The organism is Kitasatospora sp. NPDC048194 (genome assembly GCF_043202455.1).
Classification (GTDB): domain Bacteria; phylum Actinomycetota; class Actinomycetes; order Streptomycetales; family Streptomycetaceae; genus Kitasatospora.
This window is the reverse complement of record NZ_JBIDAK010000052.1, coordinates 1-17,305: the sequence shown is the minus strand read 5'-3', so window position 1 is coordinate 17,305 and position 17,305 is coordinate 1. Positions and strand designations below refer to the sequence as shown.

Sequence of the window (17,305 nt, the reverse complement as noted above, 5' to 3'; positions counted from 1 at the left end):
GCTCCTTCATCCGGTGCAGCCGTCTGCACGGTGCGTCCGCCCCAGCCTGCCCAGCCCCGCGCCCCGCTAGGCCCGCTCCGCCTCCCGGTCGGCCGACTCCCCCGCCGGGGGGAGGCGCCCCCTCCCGGGGCAGGACCACAACTCCCCGGTGCGCGGAGCAGCATGGGAGCGAGCCCCAGGCCCGAGGAGCGGACATGAACCGGCACCGGCCGCGCACCACCACCCTGGCCGTCACCCTGGCCGGCAGCCTCGCCCTGCCGTACATCGCCCTGAAGAGCTACTGGGCGGCGGGCGGGCGGGCCGGACTGGGGGCCGGCTTCGACATGGGCGACGAGTTCCGGCGCAACGGCGCACCCGCCGCCCTGGTCTGGCTGGAGCGCCACGGCGTGGACTTCACCGCCGTACTGGCCCTGACCGGCCTCGCCCTCGCCGTCGTCCTGGTCCGCCGCCCACCCCGGCGCCGTCCGCTCCGGCTCCTGCTGCTCACCGCTGCCCGGGCCGGCACCCTGCTGGTCCCGTACGGCCTGCTCACCGCCCTGCTCGGCGCACTCGGCCACGGCGACGGCCCGGGCCACGACCCGCTCACCGGCTGGGTGGTCCCGGCCGGCGCGGCGGCCTTCACCGGCATCGGCACGGCCCTGGCGGTCGCCTCCTGGCCGCACCGGAGCAGCGGCGACCGCCCGGGCCGCCCGACCCGCTCAGCCAGTCCGACCCATCCGACGTGCCCGTCAGAACCGGAGCCGAAGCCGGCACCGAAGCCGGCACCGAGGCCGGCACCGGCACCGGCGGCCCAGCAGTCCACGACGCCGAACTGACGGCCCCTCCGGTCCGACCGACCGACGACCGCACCTCCCCGACCGCGCTCGCGGCAAGGCCGCCCGTCACACCCGCCCCATCCGTCCCGGCCCCGCCGAAATCGCTCGTCACGGCGGTCCCGACGCCGTAGCGTGGTCCGGTCGACGATCTTGGCGCAGGGCCACGAGCAGAACGGAACAGCAGCGATGCAGCAGTACCAGGGGTGGGCGGACGAGGGCTACGGCGCCGTGGCGGACGCCTTCGCCGCGAACTTCGCCGACTTCCCCGAACTCGGCGCCGCCACCACCGTCTACGTGGGCGGCCGCAAGGTGGTCGAGCTGTGGGGCGGCACCGCCGACGAGCGCACCGGCCGGGCCTGGACGCGGGACACCCTCGTGCCCGTGTTCTCCTGCGCCAAGGGCGCGGTCGGCATCAGCGCCCTGCTGCTCGCCCAGCAGGGCCGGCTCGACCTGGACGCCCCGGTCGCCCGCTACTGGCCGGAGTTCGCGCGCCACGGCAAGCAGGCCGTCACGACCCGGATGATCCTCGGTCACCGGGCCGGCATCCCGGCCCTGGACGCGGTGCTCTCCTTCGAGGAGATCGCCGCCTGGGAGCCGGTGGTCCGGGCGATCGAGGAGCAGCAGCCGCTCTGGGAGCCGGGGACGACCTACGAGTACCACGGCCACGTGCTCGGTTTCGCCGTCGGTGAGGTGATCCGCCGGATCACCGGCCTGACCCCGGGCGCGTTCCTGCGCAAGGAGATCGCGGAGCCGCTCGGCCTGCCGCTGTGGATCGGCCTGCCGGAGTCCGAACTCCCCCGGGTGGCCCGACTGGTGGAGGCCGAGGGGCGCCGCCCGATGCCCGGCCCGGAGCACCTGCTCACCAGGATCGTGACGATGAACGGCGCGCTGGTCTTCCCCGGCCTCGACGTGCCGCACGGCTGGAACGACCCCGCCCTGCACGCGATCGAGCTGCCCGGCGCGGGTGCCGTCGCCTCCGCCGGCGGCCTGGCCGGTCTGTACGCGGCCGCGGCCACCGGCCTGGACGGCGGCGAGCGGCTGCTCTCCCCCGACACGGTGGCCGACGCGGTGCGCGAAGTCTCCTCCGGCCAGGGCTTCCTGGGCTTCGACATGGGCGCCCGGTGGGGCTCCGGCCTGCTGCTCGACTCCCCCGCCTTCCGCCGGCTGCTCGGCCCGCGCAGCTTCGGCAACGACGGTGCCGGCGGCCAGTTCGCCTTCGGGGACGACGAGTTCGGCGTCGGATTCGGGTACGTCGCGAACCGGATGATCGGCCACGGCGACGCCCGCGCCAACCGGCTGATCGAGGCGGTGCGCGGGTGCCTGGGGTGACGCCCCAGGAACCCTCCCGGGGGCGGGACTTCCTGGCGCGGGTCACGGAACTCGCCGCCACCGGCGCCCTCGGCGCGCTGCGCTACGGTGCCCCGCTGCCCGAACTGGCCGCCCGCTACGGCGATCCGTGGGACGGCGGCGGCATCCACCGGGAGGGCCGCTGGCCGCACGCCTTCGGCTTCGGCGACGTGCTGGCGGTGTTCTGCCGCTGCCGACGGCTCCGGTCGCTTACCCTGCCGGCCTGGCAGGGCGAGCTCGACCTCCCCCGGGAGGGGGGCGGAGCGGAGACCTACGCAACCCGCGTCGGCGAGTCGGAGCTGACCGCGGCCCTCACGGCAGCGGGTTGCAGCTGGCGGACGGTGACGTACGAGAACGTGCCCGACCAGCGGACCCTGGAGTTCTCACCGGCCGAGGACCTCTGGGTGGCCCTGGTCCTCGCCCCGCACGAGGGCCACGACGGACCGCGGGTGGAGGACTGGCTGCTGCACAAGGCGCTGCTGTGGGGGTACGAGCACGCCGACTGCCCCGAGCCCGACCCCGCCCTGCCCGACGACGGCTGGGGAGCCGCCGCCGAGCGCTGAGGCCGGGCTCCCCGGGCTGAGGCCGGCCTCCTGGGCTGAGGCGGCGCTTCCCGGGCCCGTGCCCGGGGCAGGGCTGCGGCTGGACGGCGAAGCAGCGGAGGGCCGTTCCGTCCCCGGTGCGGAACGGTCCCCCGCCGTGGTCCAGCCGTGTCCCCACTGTGTCCTCCGCCGTGTCCCCCGCCCGCCGACCGTTTCCCCCGCCCGCCGGCCGCGTCCCCCGCCGCGAATCGCGGCCCCGCCGCCGACCGTGTCCCCGGGTGCCGCTGCTCCGCCGGCGCTCTCCGCGCCCCGCCCGGCTACTTCAGCAGGAAGTCGTAGACCGCCTGCCGTCCGGCCGGGTCGGCCGCCCGGCTCTGCACGGAGTGCGCCGCCCCGGGGACGATCACGGCCTCCGGATCGTGGGCCGACTCGGCCTCCTGGCGGAGCCACTCGTAGGGCGTGGAGAGGTCCCGGTCGCCACCGAGCAGCAGCACCGGCACGTTCGGCAGCTTGCGGTGGGCCGGCGGGGTCGGCGGCACCTGCTCCCGGGGCCAGTCCTGGCAGACCAGCAGGCTGCCCAGCCCGGTCGCGGTCGCCGCGTCGTACGGCCAGGTCTGCTCGGGGGTCAGCCGCTGCCGGGTGCGCTCCAGCGCGGCCGCCCGGCCCTCGACCGGAGTGTCCGAGGTGCCCCACGGGTAGTGGCCGTCGGCGCACAGGGTGGCGGCGTGCAGGCCCTGGCTGAGCAGTTCGGCGGGCGCGGCGTCGCCCTGGTGCACCTCGTCGATGAAGGCCCGCAGCTTCTCCGGCTGCCCGGCGGCGGCCTGGTGCAGGGCCTCCGGCACGCCGCCGTAGTTCGGGTCCGCGAACTCGTAGCTGGTGAGCGCGTCCAGGATCTGCGCCCCGTTGCCGTAGGTGCGGACGGTCGCGGCGAGGTCGGCGGCCGGGTCGGTGGTGCAGCCGGTCGCCCGGCAGGCGGCCCGGAGGACCCGGGCGGTGGCGGGCAGGGCGACCAGGTCGAGCGGGTCGTACCCCTGCTGCGGCACGACCGAGTCGAGCACCAGCCGGGCCACGTGCGCCGGGTGGGCGAGCGCGTACCGCTCGGCGACGAAGGTGCCGTAGGAGACGCCGTCGATGGTGAGGCGGCGGTCGCCGAGGGCCTGTCGCAGCAGGTCCATGTCGGCGACGGTGTCGGCGGTGCTGTAGAAGCGGGCGTTCGGGCCGAGGGTGGCGGCGCAGTCGGCGATGGACTGCTTGCGGGGCACGGCGAGGTCGGAGGAGCCCATGTCCTCCTGCAACCCGGGGCACCGCAGCGCCTGCTGCCCGGTGCCGCGCTGGTCGTACATGACCAGGCGGTAGTCCTTGAGGACGGGTTGCAGCTTGCTCGCGATCCGCCGGATCAGCGGTGCGCCGGGCTGGCCGGGGCCGCCGGTGAGGAACAGCAGGTCGCCCTTGGGGGCGTCGGCGTTCCCGGTCATCGCCACGTCGAGCCGGAGGGTGCCGGGGACGGCTCCGCTGTGGTCGAGCGGCACGGTGACGGTCCCGCAGGTGAATTCGGGCGCGCCCGCGCAGGGTGCCTGTCCGGTGATCCCGCCGCCGTGCCGGGCCGGTGCGGCCGGAGCCGCGACGGCGGGAGTGGCCAGGGTGGTGCCGGCCGCCACGGCGACGGCGCCCAGCAGGGCCGCGAGGCGGCCGCGCGTGCTCGTCATGTTCGTCCTTCCCGGTCGCGCCGCGCCCCTCTTGACGCGGTCACGCAGTCAGCTTGGCCCGGGGCGACTCGGGAGGCGAGCCTTCGTACCAGGATTCGCACCAGCGTCGAGACGTCGGGGAGGTACAGGGTGAGCGAACCCGGCGATTCCGGCGGCCGACGACGCAGCGGCGCGACGCGGCGGCACGACGGCCCGGTCAGCACGCCGTCCTGATGACCCGTCGGCCAGTCGATCCGCCCGCCCAGCGGTCGGACGCCCGGCACACCGGACGCCCGGCACACCCGAGGCCCGGCAGACCGAGGCTGCATCCCCCGACTTCCTCCCCCCGCGCCCCTCCGGTCCGGGGCCGACCGTCGCCGGGCAGTCGGCGGCCGTCCGCCGAACGGAACCGGAGCGGTTGGTCGCCGAGCCGGATGACGTCCGACGCGGCGTGCCCGAAGCCGAGCTGCTGGGCCGCGAGGTGCCGGGCGTGGTGCTGCGCACCCTCCGGCGCGGACCGCGCTACGTCGCCGAGCGGACGGCCGACGAACTCGGCCGGCACCGGGACGGTGGACCCGCCCCGGGCGGCGGCTCAGGCGAGCACGCGCGGCAGGACGACCCGCACCCATTCCTCCGGCTGCGACAGGTGCGGGGCGGGGCCGGCGCCGACGAACAGGTGCCGCTCCGCCTTCGGCAGGGTGAGGTCGATCAGGTCCAGCACCTCGCCGAACATCGGCGCACTGCCGTCGCTCTGGGTGAGCAGTGCGGGCTCGGTGAACTGCGCGAGCCGGGTGAGGTCGAGGTCGAGGGCGTCGGGGTCGCGCAGTTCGTCCAGGTAGGTGGGCGCGTTGCGGATGTAGGTGTGCCGGACGGGCGCGGGCAGTTGCTCCCACGCGCCCGGTCCGAATCCGAGGCTGTCGACGTACAGTTCGGCGGCGGCCGCGGACTCCGCCTGCTCCAGGAGTTCCCGGACGGCGGCGACCCGGCCGGCGAAGGCGGTGCCGATGGGGCGCAGGTCGGGGTCGGTGAGCAGGATGCCGCTGGCGGGCGGCTCGTGCACGGCGATGCCGCGCAGCAGGTCGGGCCGGGCGGCGGCGAGCCGGAGGGTGACCATGGCACCGTACGACTCCCCGCAGACGAAGGCGGGTGCGAGTCCGAGTCCCTGGATCAGCCCGGCCAGGTCGGCCGCGTCCTCGTGGACGGATCCCTGGGTGAGCAGGTCCTCGCTACGGCTGTGCCCGCGCCGGTCGTAGGCGACGACGGTGGTGGACTCGGCGAGGCCCGGCATCACCCGCGCCCAGCAGTCCGCGTCGCTCCACGAGCCGTGCACCAGCACCACCGCGGGCCCCTCGCCACGGGCCTCGTAGTGCAGCGACACCCCGTTCACCCTGATCTCGGCCATCACGAGCCTCCCGACCTCGGCGGTGCTCTCCCCCCAGCCTGACACAACCGCCCGGAAGGCTCAGCGGTCGATCCCCGATCGGTCACGCACCGTCACCGGCACGCCCGGCCCGCCCGTCCGGTCCCGTCCCGTCCACCGCCGGCAGCCGCGGCCCCGGGCCGCCCGACCCACCCGGGCGCCCCGTCCCGCCCAGCCCGACCCGCCCCGGGCGCCCCGTCCACCGCCGGCCGCGGGCCGGACCGTCAGCTCATCCCGCGCACCGGCGGTTCGTCCCGGGTGCCGTCCTCCGCCACCACCGTGAACCGCTCCCGCCCCGCCGCCGACAGGTCCACCGGGTACAGCGAGGCGGTGTCGTTGACGTCCAGTTCCCGGTTCCGGCGGCCGGTCGCCGCGTCGATCCGGGTGACCTTGTCCCGGGTCATCGCCCACACCGCGTCACCGTCCACCAGCACCCCCGTCACCTGGTCGTCCAGGCCCGCCGTCCAGCGCTTGCCGCCGTCCGCCAGGGAGTAGGCGACGAGCCGCCCGGTGGCGGTGCGGCTGGGGTGCCTGCCGCCGCTGATGCCGACGTCGCCCGGCTTCTCGCCCGGCACGATGAACAGGTCCCCCACCACCACGCCGCCGAACAGCGGCCGGGCGCTGAACTCGTCGAAGGCGTGGACGCCGCCGAGCATCACGTCGAGGTCGTACTCGTCGCCGGAGACCGGGATGGCAGCGCGCTGCCGGCCCGTCCGGTCGTAGCTGAGCACGGCGTGGGTGCCGCCCTCGGCCTGGGCGTCGACCCAGACCGCGAGCGGGTCCACCGAGACCACCGCGAGGTTCCTCACCCCGCCGGCGGCCGGCAGGACGACCTTCGACCGCTCCGTCCCGTCCTCCGGCGCGAGGGTCCGCAGCACCGGTGGCTCGGTGTCGCCGCACCGGGTGACCGTCACCACGTCCCGGTCGCCGCCCGCGACCTGCACGGGGGTGCAGCCGGGGTCGGCGGCGCTGCGCCAGAGCGCCGCGCCGTCGGTCAGCCGGACGGCCCGCCAGCCGTCCCGGGCCCGCAGGACGGCCCGCGGGCCGGCGACGGCGACCAGGTCGGAGGTGGCGGAGTCGCCGTCGCGGGCGGGGGCGTCGACCGCGGCCTCCCAGTTCGCGCGGCCGTCGGCGAGGTTCAGGGCCGTCACCGCGGCGCAGGGCCGGTCGGGCGGGGAGTGCCCGATCAGGCCGATGCCGCCGGTTCCGACCCCCCGGCTCATGGTGCACACGGAGTCCTCACCGGGCGGGGTCCACCGCCAGGCGACGGCGCCGCCGGCGCTGCGGTAGGCCACCACCTGGTCGGGCCGGACCCGCACCACCAGGTCGCCGCTGGTCCAGCTGCCGACGGCGCGGGCCGTGGCCGGACGGTCCGGCGGGGCCTTCCAGGAGTCGTTGAGGCCGTCCCCGGCGAAGCACAGGAAGATGACCAGCCCCAGCAGCGCCCCGACGGCCACGGACGGCAGTCCGCGCCGGGGGTGAATCAGCGCCCAGACGAGCCCGGCACCGCTGGGCAGCAGCCCGAGGATGCTGGCGGCGCCCATGAGCGCGAGGCTGTCGCCGCCGAAGCCGTTCGCGGGCGCGTACACCACCGCCAGGCCCAGGCTCCCGAACATCGACCCCAGCACGCCGCCGGAGACCACCAGCCAGGTCTCCCCGCTCACCGCGTGCCCGGCGTGCCACCTCGCCCTCGCCCGGACGACGCCGTGCTCGGACCGCTCGGCCATGCCCGTCTCTCCCCTGCGACGCGTCGCCCACCGCAACAAGGCGACGATCATCGGATCGTCGCAGAGCACGGCAAGATCCGAAACAAAGAGAAGGGAAAACCCCGCTCCTCCCTGTGTATGGGAGGTCCTGAGCAGCGTGATCGTGAGGAATCGGCGGCCGTGGCGGGGACGGCGCCCGGCCGGCAGTGACAGGACCGCGCCCGGACGGCTACGGCGGGACCGCGCCCGGACGGACCGCAGGGCTGACCGGCGACCCGGCGGCCGAGGTGCCTCACAGGCCGAGGTACCCCGGAGGACGAGGTGCCCCGGCGCACCGCCCGCCACCCGGCGCGGCCGCCGCCCGGCCGGAAGCGGGTGCCGAACTGCCCGGGCGCCGGGGTAGGTTGAGCCGGGAGCAGAGCGCGAAGGGGGCGGGGATGCAGCCGGGCGAGGTGCTCGACGGGCGGTACGAGCTGGTGGAGCAGATCGGCGAGGGCGCTTTCGGCGCGGTCTGGAAGGCCCGTGACGCCCGGATCCAACGCCTGGTCGCCGTCAAGGTGACGCTCGCCGGCGGCGGCAACTCCCCCAAGGACGCCGCCCGGTTCGCCCGCGAGGTGGCCACGGCCGGAGCGCTCAACCACCCCGCCATCGTCACCGTGCACGACTTCGGCCGGCACGGCACGACCGAGCGGCCGCTGTTCTTCCTGGTCATGGAACTGCTCGACGGCGCCCCGCTGAGCCGGCAGCTGGCCGACGGGCCGCTGCCCCTGCACCAGGCCCTCACCTGGGCGGTGCAGATCGCCCAGGCCCTGGCGACCGCGCACCGCGCCGGGGTCGTCCACCGGGACGTCAAACCGGCCAACGTGATGGTGCTGTCCAGCGGGGCGGTCAAGGTCGTCGACTTCGGCATCGCGCGCACCGGCACCGCCGACGACGGCGTCACCAGCACCAACGTGATCGTCGGCACGCCCGCCTACATGGCCCCCGAGCGCTTCGACAGCCGCACCCTGGACGCCCGTTCCGACCTCTACGCCTTCGGTTGCCTGCTGCACGAACTCCTGACCGGCCGCCCGCCGTTCCGGGGCACCCTGTACGAGTTGATCCGCCAGCACGGGGAGGTCCCGCCGACCGCGCCCGGTGCCCTCCGGCCGGGGCTGCCCGCCGACCTCGACGCCCTCGTCCTCGACCTGCTCGCCAAGGACCCGGCCCACCGCCCGTCCGACGCCGACCAGGTCGCCGCCCGGCTGCTCCAGATCGCCGACCTGGTCGCGCGACCCGAACGGCACCCGGCCACCGTCCTCGACGCGCACGCCCCGGCCCACGCCGACGCCCAGGCCGCCGAGCAGGACCCGTACGTGCTGGCCCGCCGACGGGAGGCGGACGCGCTCGTCGCCCGGGCCCACCAGGAGGTCGCCCGGCTGCGGCGGCAGTTCGAGGCCGATGCCGACGAGCTCCGCCGCACGGCCGAGCGAGACATGGCGGAGATGCGGGCCCTCACCGAGAGCGCCGCCCAGCAGATCATCGCCGATGCCCGGGCCCGCGGCGAGGCGCTGGAACGCGAGGCCGCCGCCCGGGCCTCGGCCAGCCTCCAGAAGCTCAGCGAGACCGAGCAGCGCAACGACCTGCTCAGCCGACAGGCCGACAAACTGCGCAGCGACGCGGAACAGTTGCGGCGCAGCGTGGACAACGCCCGGCGCCAGGCCTCGGACTTCCTGGCGGACGCGGTCGCCAAGGCCGGTCTCGGGCCGGCCCCCGAGGCGTCGCAGCAGCGGGCCGCCGCCCGGCCCGCGCCGCACCGCCGGAAGCTCCCCACCATGCAGGAGCTGTTCTCCTCGCGCTCCCGGTCCGCGCCCGAGGAGGAGCAGCAGCCCGGGCCGTCCTGAGCCCCAACTGAGCGGAATCGCCGTCGAGTTGGCAACGGATCAAGCTTGGCCCGCGACTCCGGCGCACCGCGGCGGGCAGGGCTCACTCGACCGGGTGAGCATCCGGGCGTGCCCGTAGGCGCACACCGGGGCGGCTCGTTCTGCTCTACATGATCTCCCCGTTCTCCACAGCTTCCGCACGGCCCGGGCACGGCGCGATCCCGAGCCCCCCGTGGCGGTGATCGGCCGGGCGACGGCGGCGGCCGTCTCCCTCGCCATCCTGCTGGTCCCGGCGGCCGTCACCCCCGGCGAGCAGCGGCCCCCCACCGTCGGGGCCGGGCGGTGGGAGGTAGCCGCGACCGCCGCCAACGTCCGCCTCGACCACTTCGGCGGGGACCCGGTGGTCGGCCTCGCCACCTCCGGCGACCAGGTGGAGGTGGTGGACACCTGGACCTCGCCGCTCGGCGCACGCTGGGCGAAGGTCCTGGTCACCCGCACCCGCGTCACCGGCTGGGTCCTCTGGTCGCTGCTGGTCCACCGCGAGCTCCAGCCCGCAGGTCCGGACCCCGGCGCCGGCCACGCCCAGCCCCCCGGGCCCGGCGCACCAGGTCTGCGGAGCGCGCCGGAATCACATTGGCGGCTCGCGGCCCCGCTGCCTATCGTCGGGGCATGACCAACCGAACCTTCCGCATCATGGTGCGCGGCGTCTTCGACGGCCTCACCGACGAACAGCGCACCGCACTCCTCGCCGCCGCATCCGAACACGACGTGCTGCACGCCGCCTTCACCCGCGAGGGCCACCTCAGCTACGACCTCTCCGCGCGGACCGCCTTCACCTTCCGCTTCCTCGACGAGGGCGAGGCCGAGGAGGACATCCTCGCAGCCACCGAGCGGGCCGAGCGGACGGCACGGTCCTGGCTGGAGAGCCGCGGCTACGGCTACCGGAACCTCCGCTCCCAGGCCGAGGACCTCTCCCAGGCTCCGCTCGGCAAGCGCCGGCGCCGCGCCGCCCACGCGACGCCCTGACCCCCTCCCCCTCCGCCACCTCCTTGACGGCTCCGCTTCGGCATATACTTGAGCAGTCAAGGAGGTGGCAATGACAATCCCCGCACCCGACTCCGCACCTGATCCCGCACCCGTCCCCGACCCGACACCGGACCCCGCATCCCGACCCTCCGCCCGACCGACGACCGTGCCCGCCGGAGCCGATCCCCTGGACACCGCCCTGCGCCTGGTCCGCGCCCAGGCCACCGTCGTCAAACGCTTCGACGCCAGCCTCAGCGGCCTCCACGGTGTGAGCCTGTCCGACTTCACCGTGCTGCTCCGCCTCAGCGAGGCCCCCGGCGGACGGATGCGCCGCGTCGACCTCGCCGACGCCCTCGGCCTCACCGCCTCCGGCGTCACCCGCGGCCTGGCCCCACTGGAACGCATCGGCCTGGTCACCCGCGAGCCCGCGCCACGCGACGCCCGCGTCGCGTACGCCGCCCTGACGGCCACCGGCCGCGAACGCCTCACCGAGATGCGGCACACGGCCCGCCAGGTCGCCGCCGAGCTGTTCGCCCCGTGGCCCGCCGAGGACCTGACCGCACTCAGCGCCCTCCTCGCACCCCTGACGACCCGCTGACCGCCGCGGCCCCCGCCCGCCGCCCGTACCCCCGCGACCTGGGCTGGGCCCGCACCGAAGCGCCGTACCGAGCGCCCCTGCCCACCCACCCCCGCCGCCGGCCCGCACCAGCACCCGCACCAGCACCAGCACCAGGAAGAGCACATGACGCACGACCACGTCGGGAGCACCCCCGCCACCGCCCCCGCCCCTGCTCCCGACCTCACCGTCGACGGCACCGGCCTGCTCTGCGTCCAGCTGCTGCTCCGCCTGCGCGCCCGCATCGCCCACCTCCCGGCCGGCGCCGTGGTCCACATCCACACCACGGACCCCGCCGCCCCGCTCGACCTGCCCGCCTGGTGCCACCTGACCGGCCACGAGTACCTCGGCCCGGTGCCCCACCCCGCCGACGACCGCGCGGTGTACGGGCTGCGCCTCACCTCCAGCCCGGTCCCCACCCGCCCCGACCGCCCCTGGCACCCCGCCACCGACTGACCGGAATCCCCACGCACTGGCCGGGGCAGGCCCCCGCAACGCGGAGCCGCCGCCCCGTGCGGCTACCGCACGCCGCAGCAGGCACGGCCGTGCCATCCCCGCCCACGGGCCGCTGACGCGCTCCTCCGGCAGCCCGCCCGATGTGCCACGATGAGCGGACGGGGGTGAAACGGCCGCGCGCCACAGGGAGGTTGACCACCATGGATCCGATCCTCAGCTGCCGCTGGCACGACCAGGACGGCGAGTGGGCACTGACCGTCAGCCGGAGCGGCAACGGCTGGGAGCTGTCCGCCGCCGCACCGCTCTACTCGGAGTCGCTCCCCTTCGCCGATCCGGACGACGTCCGCCGGCTCGCCCAGGCCCTCCTGGACCTGCCCACCGACCCCGAACCCTACGAGTTCGAATGGCAGCTCTCCCGGACGGAGTCGGAGCGCACCGGCGACGAGAAGACCCACTTCGCGACCCTCGCCGTGGGCCTCGACCCGACCGACGACCACCGCCCGTACCTCGCCTACCAGTCCTACTACCACCGGGGCCAGGCCACCGGGCTCGGCCTGGAGGTGATCTGCGAGGACCCGCCGATCGACCACCTCCGGGCGCAGGCCCACGCCTTCCTCACCGACTGCCCGGGCCCGCCGAAGCCGTGAGCGCCTGCACCGCCCAGTCCAGCACCGGCGCCGAACCCTCCGGCGGCGCCCAGCCGTTGATCACCGCCAGCAGTGTCAGGTACCGCTCCCGCCGGGGGTCCGCCATCGCCCGCAGCCGCTCCAGCAGGCGGGCGCGGGACGCACCGCCCGTCGCGGCGACCCCGGGCAGAGCGGCGTACCGCTCCAGCAGCCCCGCGACCACCTCGGCCGCCTCGGGCGAGCGGGGCTCCACCCCGGCCTCGGCCGCCGGGTCGGCCGTCTCCCGCACCAGCACGGCCAGTCCAGGCCGGGGCGGTGCGCCCGCGCCGCAGTCCGCCACCTCGGCGGCCGCCAGCCCGCGCAGCAGCTCCCGGAACCCGCCGTCCCCCGCGAGCCGGGCCAACTCGACCCAGGCCTCGACCTGTTCGACCGTGGCGTCCTCCGGCAGCTCCGGCGTCAGCGACCGGGCCGCCCCCGCGGTACGGCCGTCCGGACCGAACACCTCGGCCAGGAACTCCCCGACCAGGCGCTGCCGTTCCTCCCCCGTCAACCGGGCCAAGCGGTGCACGAGCGTCAACTCCTCCGTGGTGGACCCGTTCCGGGCCACCGCGCCGAGTACCGCACGCCGCAGCCGCAGCACCCGGATCCGGAGGTCGAGCGCCTCGGCGTGTGCCGCCGCGACGTCCGGGAGCGCGCGTTCGCGCTCCAGCACCCGCCGGATCTCCGGCAGTCCGAGCCCGAGCTCGCGCAGGGTGCGCACCAGGTCCAGGCGGGCGACGGCGTCCGCGCCGTACCGCCGGTGGCCGGCCGGGTTGCGGTCGGCCGGCGACACGATCCCCTGGTCCGAGTAGAACCGGACGGTCTTCACCGTCAGCCCGGTCCGCCGGGCCAGTTCACCGATCGTCCAGACGGGACGCGTTTCGCCGTTCACGGCCACCACCCTGGTACCTCCCCCTACGGGAGATGCAAGCCGCCGCGGCCACCGGCCACCGGCCGCCGGGGCGGGCCTCAGGCCGTCCGCCGCAGCAGCGCCAGGTACATCGCGTCCGTCCCGTGCAGGTGCGGCCACAGCTGGACGTCCGGGCCGTCGCCGAGCGCGGGCACGCCGGGCAGCAGCGGTCGGGCGTCGATCCACTCGACCCGGCCGCCCTCGCCGCGCAGCACGTCGTCCACCACGGCGCGGGTCTCCGCCAGGTGCGGGGAGCAGGTCGCGTAGCCGACCACCCCGCCGATCCGGGTGGCCTCGATCGCCGAGCGCAGCAGGTCCCGCTGGAGCGGCCCGAAGGCCGCGACGTCGGCCGGCCGGCGCCGCCAGCGCGCCTCCGGGCGGCGGCGCAGCGCGCCCAGGCCGGAGCACGGCACGTCCACCAGCACTCGGTCGAAGCCGCCGGAGCGCCAGGCGGGGCGGGTCCCGTCCGCCGCGATCACCGTGTACGGGCCGGGGTTGCCCTCCAGGGCCCGCGCCACCAGCCGGGCCCGGTGCGGCTGCTTCTCGCTGGCGACCAGTGCCGCGCCGCGCTCGGCGGCCAGGGCGCCGAGCAGCGCCGCCTTCCCGCCCGGTCCGGCGCAGCCGTCCAGCCAGACCCGGTCCGGGCCGTCCAGCGGCGCCGTGGCCAGGGCCAGCGCGACGAGCTGGCTGCCCTCGTCCTGCACGCCGGCCCGGTTCTCCCGGACGGCGTCCAGCGCGCCCGGGTCGCCGCCTTCGGCGAGCCGCAGCGCGAACGGGGACCAGCGGCCCGGTTCGGCGTCGGGCAGCGCGTCGGCGAGTTCGCCGACGGTGGCCCGGCCGGGGCGGGCGACCAGGGTGACCTCGGGCCGCTCGTTGTCGGCCCGCAGCAGTTCCTCGACGGCGGAGCGCCCCGAGGCGTCCGGCTGCCAGCGGCCGAGCGAGTCCCAGAGCGCGGAGACGACCCAGCGCGGGTGGGAGTGCACGACGGCCAGGTGGTCCTCGGCGTCCTGGTCGTACGGCGGGGCGACCTGTTCGATCCAGGTGTCCAGGTCGTGGGCGCTGATCCGGCGCAGCACGGCGTTGACGAACTTGGCCTTGCCGTCGCCGAGCACCACCCGGGCCAGTTCGACGGTCGCCGAGACGGCCGCGTGGCTGGGGATGCGGGTGGCGAGCAGCTGGTGCGCGCCGAGCGAGAGGACGTCCAGCACCGGCGGGTCGACCTTGCTCAGCGGACGGTCGATGCAGGCCGCGATGACGGCGTCGTAGGTGCCCTGCAGCCGCAGGGTGCCGTAGACCAGCTCGGTGGCGAGGGCGGCGTCGCGCCGGTCCATGCCCTGCTGCTCGGCTTCGCGCAGCAGCGAGGGCAGGATCAGGTTGGCGTACGCGTCGCGCTCGTCGACGGCGCGCAGGGCGCGGAACGCGACGATCCGGGCCGGGTCCTTCTTCGGGCGGCGGTGCGGGCGGGGGGCGCGCTTGGCGCTGGGGGTGGTCACAGGTGCCTCAAGGTGCTGCGGTGGTTATCGAAGTCCTCAGACGAACAGTAACGCCGGACCGGGGTCTCAGGCCTCGGAGCCCTCGGAGCCGCCGGCCGGGACGCCGAGCCGCTCCCCCGGCTCCAGACGCGCCCCGCGCGCCCAGTCCGCCGCCCGCATCTCCTTCTTCCCCTGCGGACGCACCTCCCCGAGCTCGATGTCATGGCTCCCGGTGCCGACCCGCACGCTGTTCTTGCCGGCCATCGCGACCTCGCCCGGCGCCAGCTCGGCCGATTCCGGCAGCAGCCGGACCGGCCCGGTGAGCTTCAGCCGCTCGCCCCGGAACTCCGTCCACGCGCCCGGCGCGGGCGCGCAGCCGCGAACCACCCGGTCGATCCGCAGCGCGGGGTGGTCCCAGTGGATCCGGGCGTCCTCGACGGTGATCTTCGGCGCGAGCGTGACGCCCTCGGCGGGCTGCGGCACGGGGTGCAGCGAGCCGTCCTCGATCCCGTCCATGGTGGCCGCGAGCAGCCGCGCGCCGGAGACCGAGAGCCGGGTGAGCAGTTCACCGCTGGTGTCGCCGGGGCGGACCTCCTCGGTGATCACGCCGTAGACCGGACCGGAGTCCAGGCCCTGCTCGATCAGGAAGGTCGACGCACCGGTGACCTCGTCGCCGGCCAGCACGGCGTGCTGCACCGGGGCCGCGCCGCGCCAGGCGGGCAGCAGGGAGAAGTGCAGGTTGACCCAGCCGTGCTTGGGAATCTCCAGGGTGCCCGGCCGCAGCAGCGCGCCGTAGGCCACCACCGGGCAGCAGTCGGGGGCGAGTTCGGTGAGCCGGGCGACGAACTCCGGGTCGCTGGGCTTCGCCGGCTTGAGGACCTCGATCCCGGCCTCCTCGGCGCGCTGGGCGACGGGGCTGGCGACCAGCTTGCGGCCGCGCCCGGCGGGGGCGTCGGGGCGGGTGACCACCGCGACGACCTCGTGCCGGTCGGAGGCGAGCAGCGCCTCCAGGGCGGGAACGGCGACCTCGGGGGTGCCGGCGAACACGAGACGCATCAAGTGCCTTTCTGCAAAACGGAGTTCAGGAGGCCGACGGGAGTCGGCGAGACCGACGGGGGTCAGCCCGGCCGACGGGGGTCAGCCCGGCCGACGGGAGTCAGCGAGCGGCGCCGAAGGTGCTGTGCGGGGAGACCTTGACGACCGGCGCGGGCCCGCCGCCCCAGTCCGTCTCCCGGATCGCCTTCAGCGCGGCCTTGCGCTGCTCCCGGTCGAGCCGGTCGATGAAGATGATGCCGTCCAGGTGGTCGGTCTCGTGCTGGATGCACCGGGCGAGCAGCTGGGTGCCCTCCAGCGTCACCCGATCGCCGTACATGTTGAAGCCCTTGGCCACCACGCCGTGGGCCCGCTTGGTGTCGTACCGCAGCCCGGGCAGCGAGAGGCAGCCCTCGGGGCCGTCCTGCTCCTCCTCGCTCAGCGACAGGTCGGGGTTGATCAGGTGGCCGGTGACGCCGTCCACGTGGTAGGTGAACACCCTGAGCGAGACGCCCAGTTGGGGCGCGGCCAGGCCGGCGCCGGGGGCGTCCAGCATGGTGTCGGTGAGGTCGCGGACCAGGTTGCGCAGTTCCTTGTCGAAGGTGGTCACCGGCTGGGCGGTGGCCCGCAGGACGGGGTCTCCGAAGAGACGGATCGGCTGGATCGCCACGGGGTACGGGCTCCTGTCCGGAAGGTGACGGGCTACGGGCAACGACTGGTTCACCGCAAGTCTATGCAACCCGCCCGGCGCCCCGACGGCCCGTCCCGGGGAGGGGCGCCCCGGCTCGCGGCGCGCCCGGACTCCGGCGAGCCGCGTTACCCCGGCCCCCGCTTCGGCGTTGGTCAAGAGAGATTGACCGGGGCCGGGCGCACGGGACACCGCGCCCCGGCCGAGCTGACCGTACGGAAGGTGGCACGTAGGCCATGGCCGAGCAGATCAACCACGACGCCCGGGCGCGGGCGAGCCTGCACCTGCTGGTGCGGGACATCGAGCGGGTGAGGCGGCAGGTCGACGCGCTGCGGACGCTCACCGCCCAGCTGGGGAACGTCTACCGACCGCGCCGCCCCAGCACCTCGGCCGGCTTCGTGGTGTACGGCAGGGCGCCCGCGCCGACCGTGCGCCTGGCCCAGGAGCTGCGGGAGAGCGTGGAGACGCTGGTGGCGGCGGCGGTCGAGTTCGACCGGGCGCTCGGCTTCTCCTGGGACTCGGTGGGCTCCGCCCTCGGGGTCACCAAGCAGGCCGTGCACCGCCGCTACGGCATGCGCCGCCCGACCAGCGAACTCCTCGCCGCCAGCGGCGCCGTCCCGGCGCCCAACCGCCCGGACCGCTCCGAGGAGCTGTCCGCCCCCGCCGCCGAACGCGGCGGCCTGTCCGCCACCGTCCCCGCCGCCCGGCAAGGCGGTCTGGACCGCGCCGCCCTGGAGCGCGGCGGGCCGGTCGAGCGCGCCGCCGTCGAGCGCCCCCAGCCCGACCGCACCGGCATCCCCCTGCGCGGCTGACCGGGCCACCCGGGGCGGGGTGGCCCATGCACCCCGCCCCCGCCGGGGCCCCGCCGGCCCGCAGGCCGGAACCGCCCGCCGCCGCACCCGGCCCGCCGCACCCGGCCCGCCGCGGCCCGACACGACGCAGCCCGGCCCCGCCCCACGGCCCGGCTCCTAGACGAGTAGTTCCGAAGTCGGCTGGGTTTGCCGGTTTTGCTCCGGGCATGCAGGGAGGGTGTCCAGCATTCGGGTTGTGACGACCGAAGAGC

Annotated in this window: 17 protein-coding genes; 10 read left to right on the top strand and 7 right to left on the bottom strand. The window is 75.9% G+C overall.

Annotated features, from left to right (window positions below; translation table 11 throughout):
* The first annotated feature begins 194 nt into the window (after positions 1-194).
* The 3 genes from ACGF07_RS34315 to ACGF07_RS34305 all read left to right on the top strand — a co-directional run bounded on the left by ACGF07_RS34315 (position 195) and on the right by ACGF07_RS34305 (position 2,725).
* Positions 195-815, top strand: a complete 621-nt coding sequence (locus tag ACGF07_RS34315; protein ID WP_392905374.1) for a hypothetical protein — start codon at positions 195-197, stop codon at positions 813-815.
* Positions 816-1,001: 186 nt separating this feature from the next.
* Positions 1,002-2,144, top strand: coding sequence for a serine hydrolase domain-containing protein (locus ACGF07_RS34310; protein WP_350743540.1), 1,143 nt, complete (start codon positions 1,002-1,004; stop codon positions 2,142-2,144).
* Entirely contained in the window at positions 2,141-2,725 is a 585-nt protein-coding gene (locus ACGF07_RS34305; protein ID WP_392905371.1) for a hypothetical protein, read from the top strand. The genes ACGF07_RS34310 and ACGF07_RS34305 overlap by 4 nt, the downstream gene beginning before the upstream one ends.
* Positions 2,726-3,021: 296 nt before the next feature.
* On the opposite strand, the gene ACGF07_RS34300 is transcribed toward ACGF07_RS34305, so the two are convergent.
* From ACGF07_RS34300 to ACGF07_RS34290, 3 genes are all read right to left on the bottom strand, one after another.
* A complete protein-coding gene (locus ACGF07_RS34300; RefSeq protein ID WP_392905369.1) occupies positions 3,022-4,410 on the bottom strand; it encodes an alpha/beta fold hydrolase in 1,389 nt (462 codons plus the stop codon).
* A gap of 571 nt (positions 4,411-4,981) precedes the next feature.
* Positions 4,982-5,791, bottom strand: a complete 810-nt coding sequence (locus ACGF07_RS34295) for an alpha/beta hydrolase (RefSeq protein ID WP_350743547.1) — start codon at positions 5,789-5,791, stop codon at positions 4,982-4,984.
* 242 nt (positions 5,792-6,033) lie between these two features.
* A complete protein-coding gene (locus tag ACGF07_RS34290) occupies positions 6,034-7,536 on the bottom strand; it encodes a PQQ-binding-like beta-propeller repeat protein (RefSeq protein WP_392905365.1) in 1,503 nt (500 codons plus the stop codon).
* A 416-nt stretch (positions 7,537-7,952) separates the two neighbouring features.
* On the opposite strand from ACGF07_RS34290, the gene ACGF07_RS34285 reads away from it, so the two are divergent.
* From ACGF07_RS34285 to ACGF07_RS34260, 6 genes are all read left to right on the top strand, one after another.
* Positions 7,953-9,398: a protein kinase gene (locus tag ACGF07_RS34285; protein ID WP_392905363.1), complete on the top strand. Its 1,446-nt coding sequence runs from the start codon at positions 7,953-7,955 to the stop codon at positions 9,396-9,398.
* 211 nt (positions 9,399-9,609) lie between these two features.
* On the top strand, positions 9,610-10,050 hold the full coding sequence (locus ACGF07_RS34280; RefSeq protein ID WP_392905360.1) for a hypothetical protein: 441 nt from the start codon (positions 9,610-9,612) through the stop codon (positions 10,048-10,050).
* On the top strand, positions 10,047-10,403 hold the full coding sequence (locus ACGF07_RS34275) for a DUF6204 family protein (RefSeq protein ID WP_392905358.1): 357 nt from the start codon (positions 10,047-10,049) through the stop codon (positions 10,401-10,403). Before ACGF07_RS34280 ends, ACGF07_RS34275 begins: the two co-directional genes overlap by 4 nt.
* A 70-nt stretch (positions 10,404-10,473) precedes the next feature.
* Positions 10,474-11,001, top strand: a complete 528-nt coding sequence (locus ACGF07_RS34270) for a MarR family winged helix-turn-helix transcriptional regulator (RefSeq protein ID WP_392905356.1) — start codon at positions 10,474-10,476, stop codon at positions 10,999-11,001.
* A gap of 144 nt (positions 11,002-11,145) precedes the next feature.
* Complete coding sequence (locus tag ACGF07_RS34265) at positions 11,146-11,475, top strand: sulfurtransferase TusA family protein (RefSeq protein ID WP_392905353.1); 330 nt, start codon at positions 11,146-11,148, stop codon at positions 11,473-11,475.
* A gap of 200 nt (positions 11,476-11,675) precedes the next feature.
* On the top strand, positions 11,676-12,122 hold the full coding sequence (locus ACGF07_RS34260) for a hypothetical protein (RefSeq protein WP_350746507.1): 447 nt from the start codon (positions 11,676-11,678) through the stop codon (positions 12,120-12,122).
* On the opposite strand, the gene ACGF07_RS34255 is transcribed toward ACGF07_RS34260, so the two are convergent.
* The 4 genes from ACGF07_RS34255 to def all read right to left on the bottom strand — a co-directional run bounded on the left by ACGF07_RS34255 (position 12,091) and on the right by def (position 16,224).
* On the bottom strand, positions 12,091-13,032 hold the full coding sequence (locus tag ACGF07_RS34255) for a MerR family transcriptional regulator (protein WP_392905351.1): 942 nt from the start codon (positions 13,030-13,032) through the stop codon (positions 12,091-12,093). The genes ACGF07_RS34260 and ACGF07_RS34255 overlap by 32 nt on opposite strands.
* 77 nt (positions 13,033-13,109) lie before the next feature.
* Positions 13,110-14,543, bottom strand: coding sequence for a transcription antitermination factor NusB (locus ACGF07_RS34250; protein WP_350746513.1), 1,434 nt, complete (start codon positions 14,541-14,543; stop codon positions 13,110-13,112).
* 66 nt (positions 14,544-14,609) lie between these two features.
* The gene (gene fmt / locus ACGF07_RS34245; protein ID WP_392905349.1) at positions 14,610-15,578 is read right to left on the bottom strand and encodes a methionyl-tRNA formyltransferase; all 969 of its coding nucleotides are present in this window, start codon (positions 15,576-15,578) and stop codon (positions 14,610-14,612) included.
* Between the two features lie 100 nt (positions 15,579-15,678).
* Positions 15,679-16,224 carry a peptide deformylase gene (def, locus tag ACGF07_RS34240; RefSeq protein WP_392905347.1) on the bottom strand — a complete coding sequence of 182 codons (546 nt, stop codon included), beginning with the start codon at positions 16,222-16,224 and terminating at the stop codon, positions 15,679-15,681.
* Between the two features lie 254 nt (positions 16,225-16,478).
* Here def and ACGF07_RS34235 point away from each other — a divergent pair, with 254 nt between their 5' ends.
* Positions 16,479-17,054, top strand: coding sequence for a hypothetical protein (locus ACGF07_RS34235; protein WP_350746522.1), 576 nt, complete (start codon positions 16,479-16,481; stop codon positions 17,052-17,054).
* Positions 17,055-17,305 lie beyond the last annotated feature (251 nt).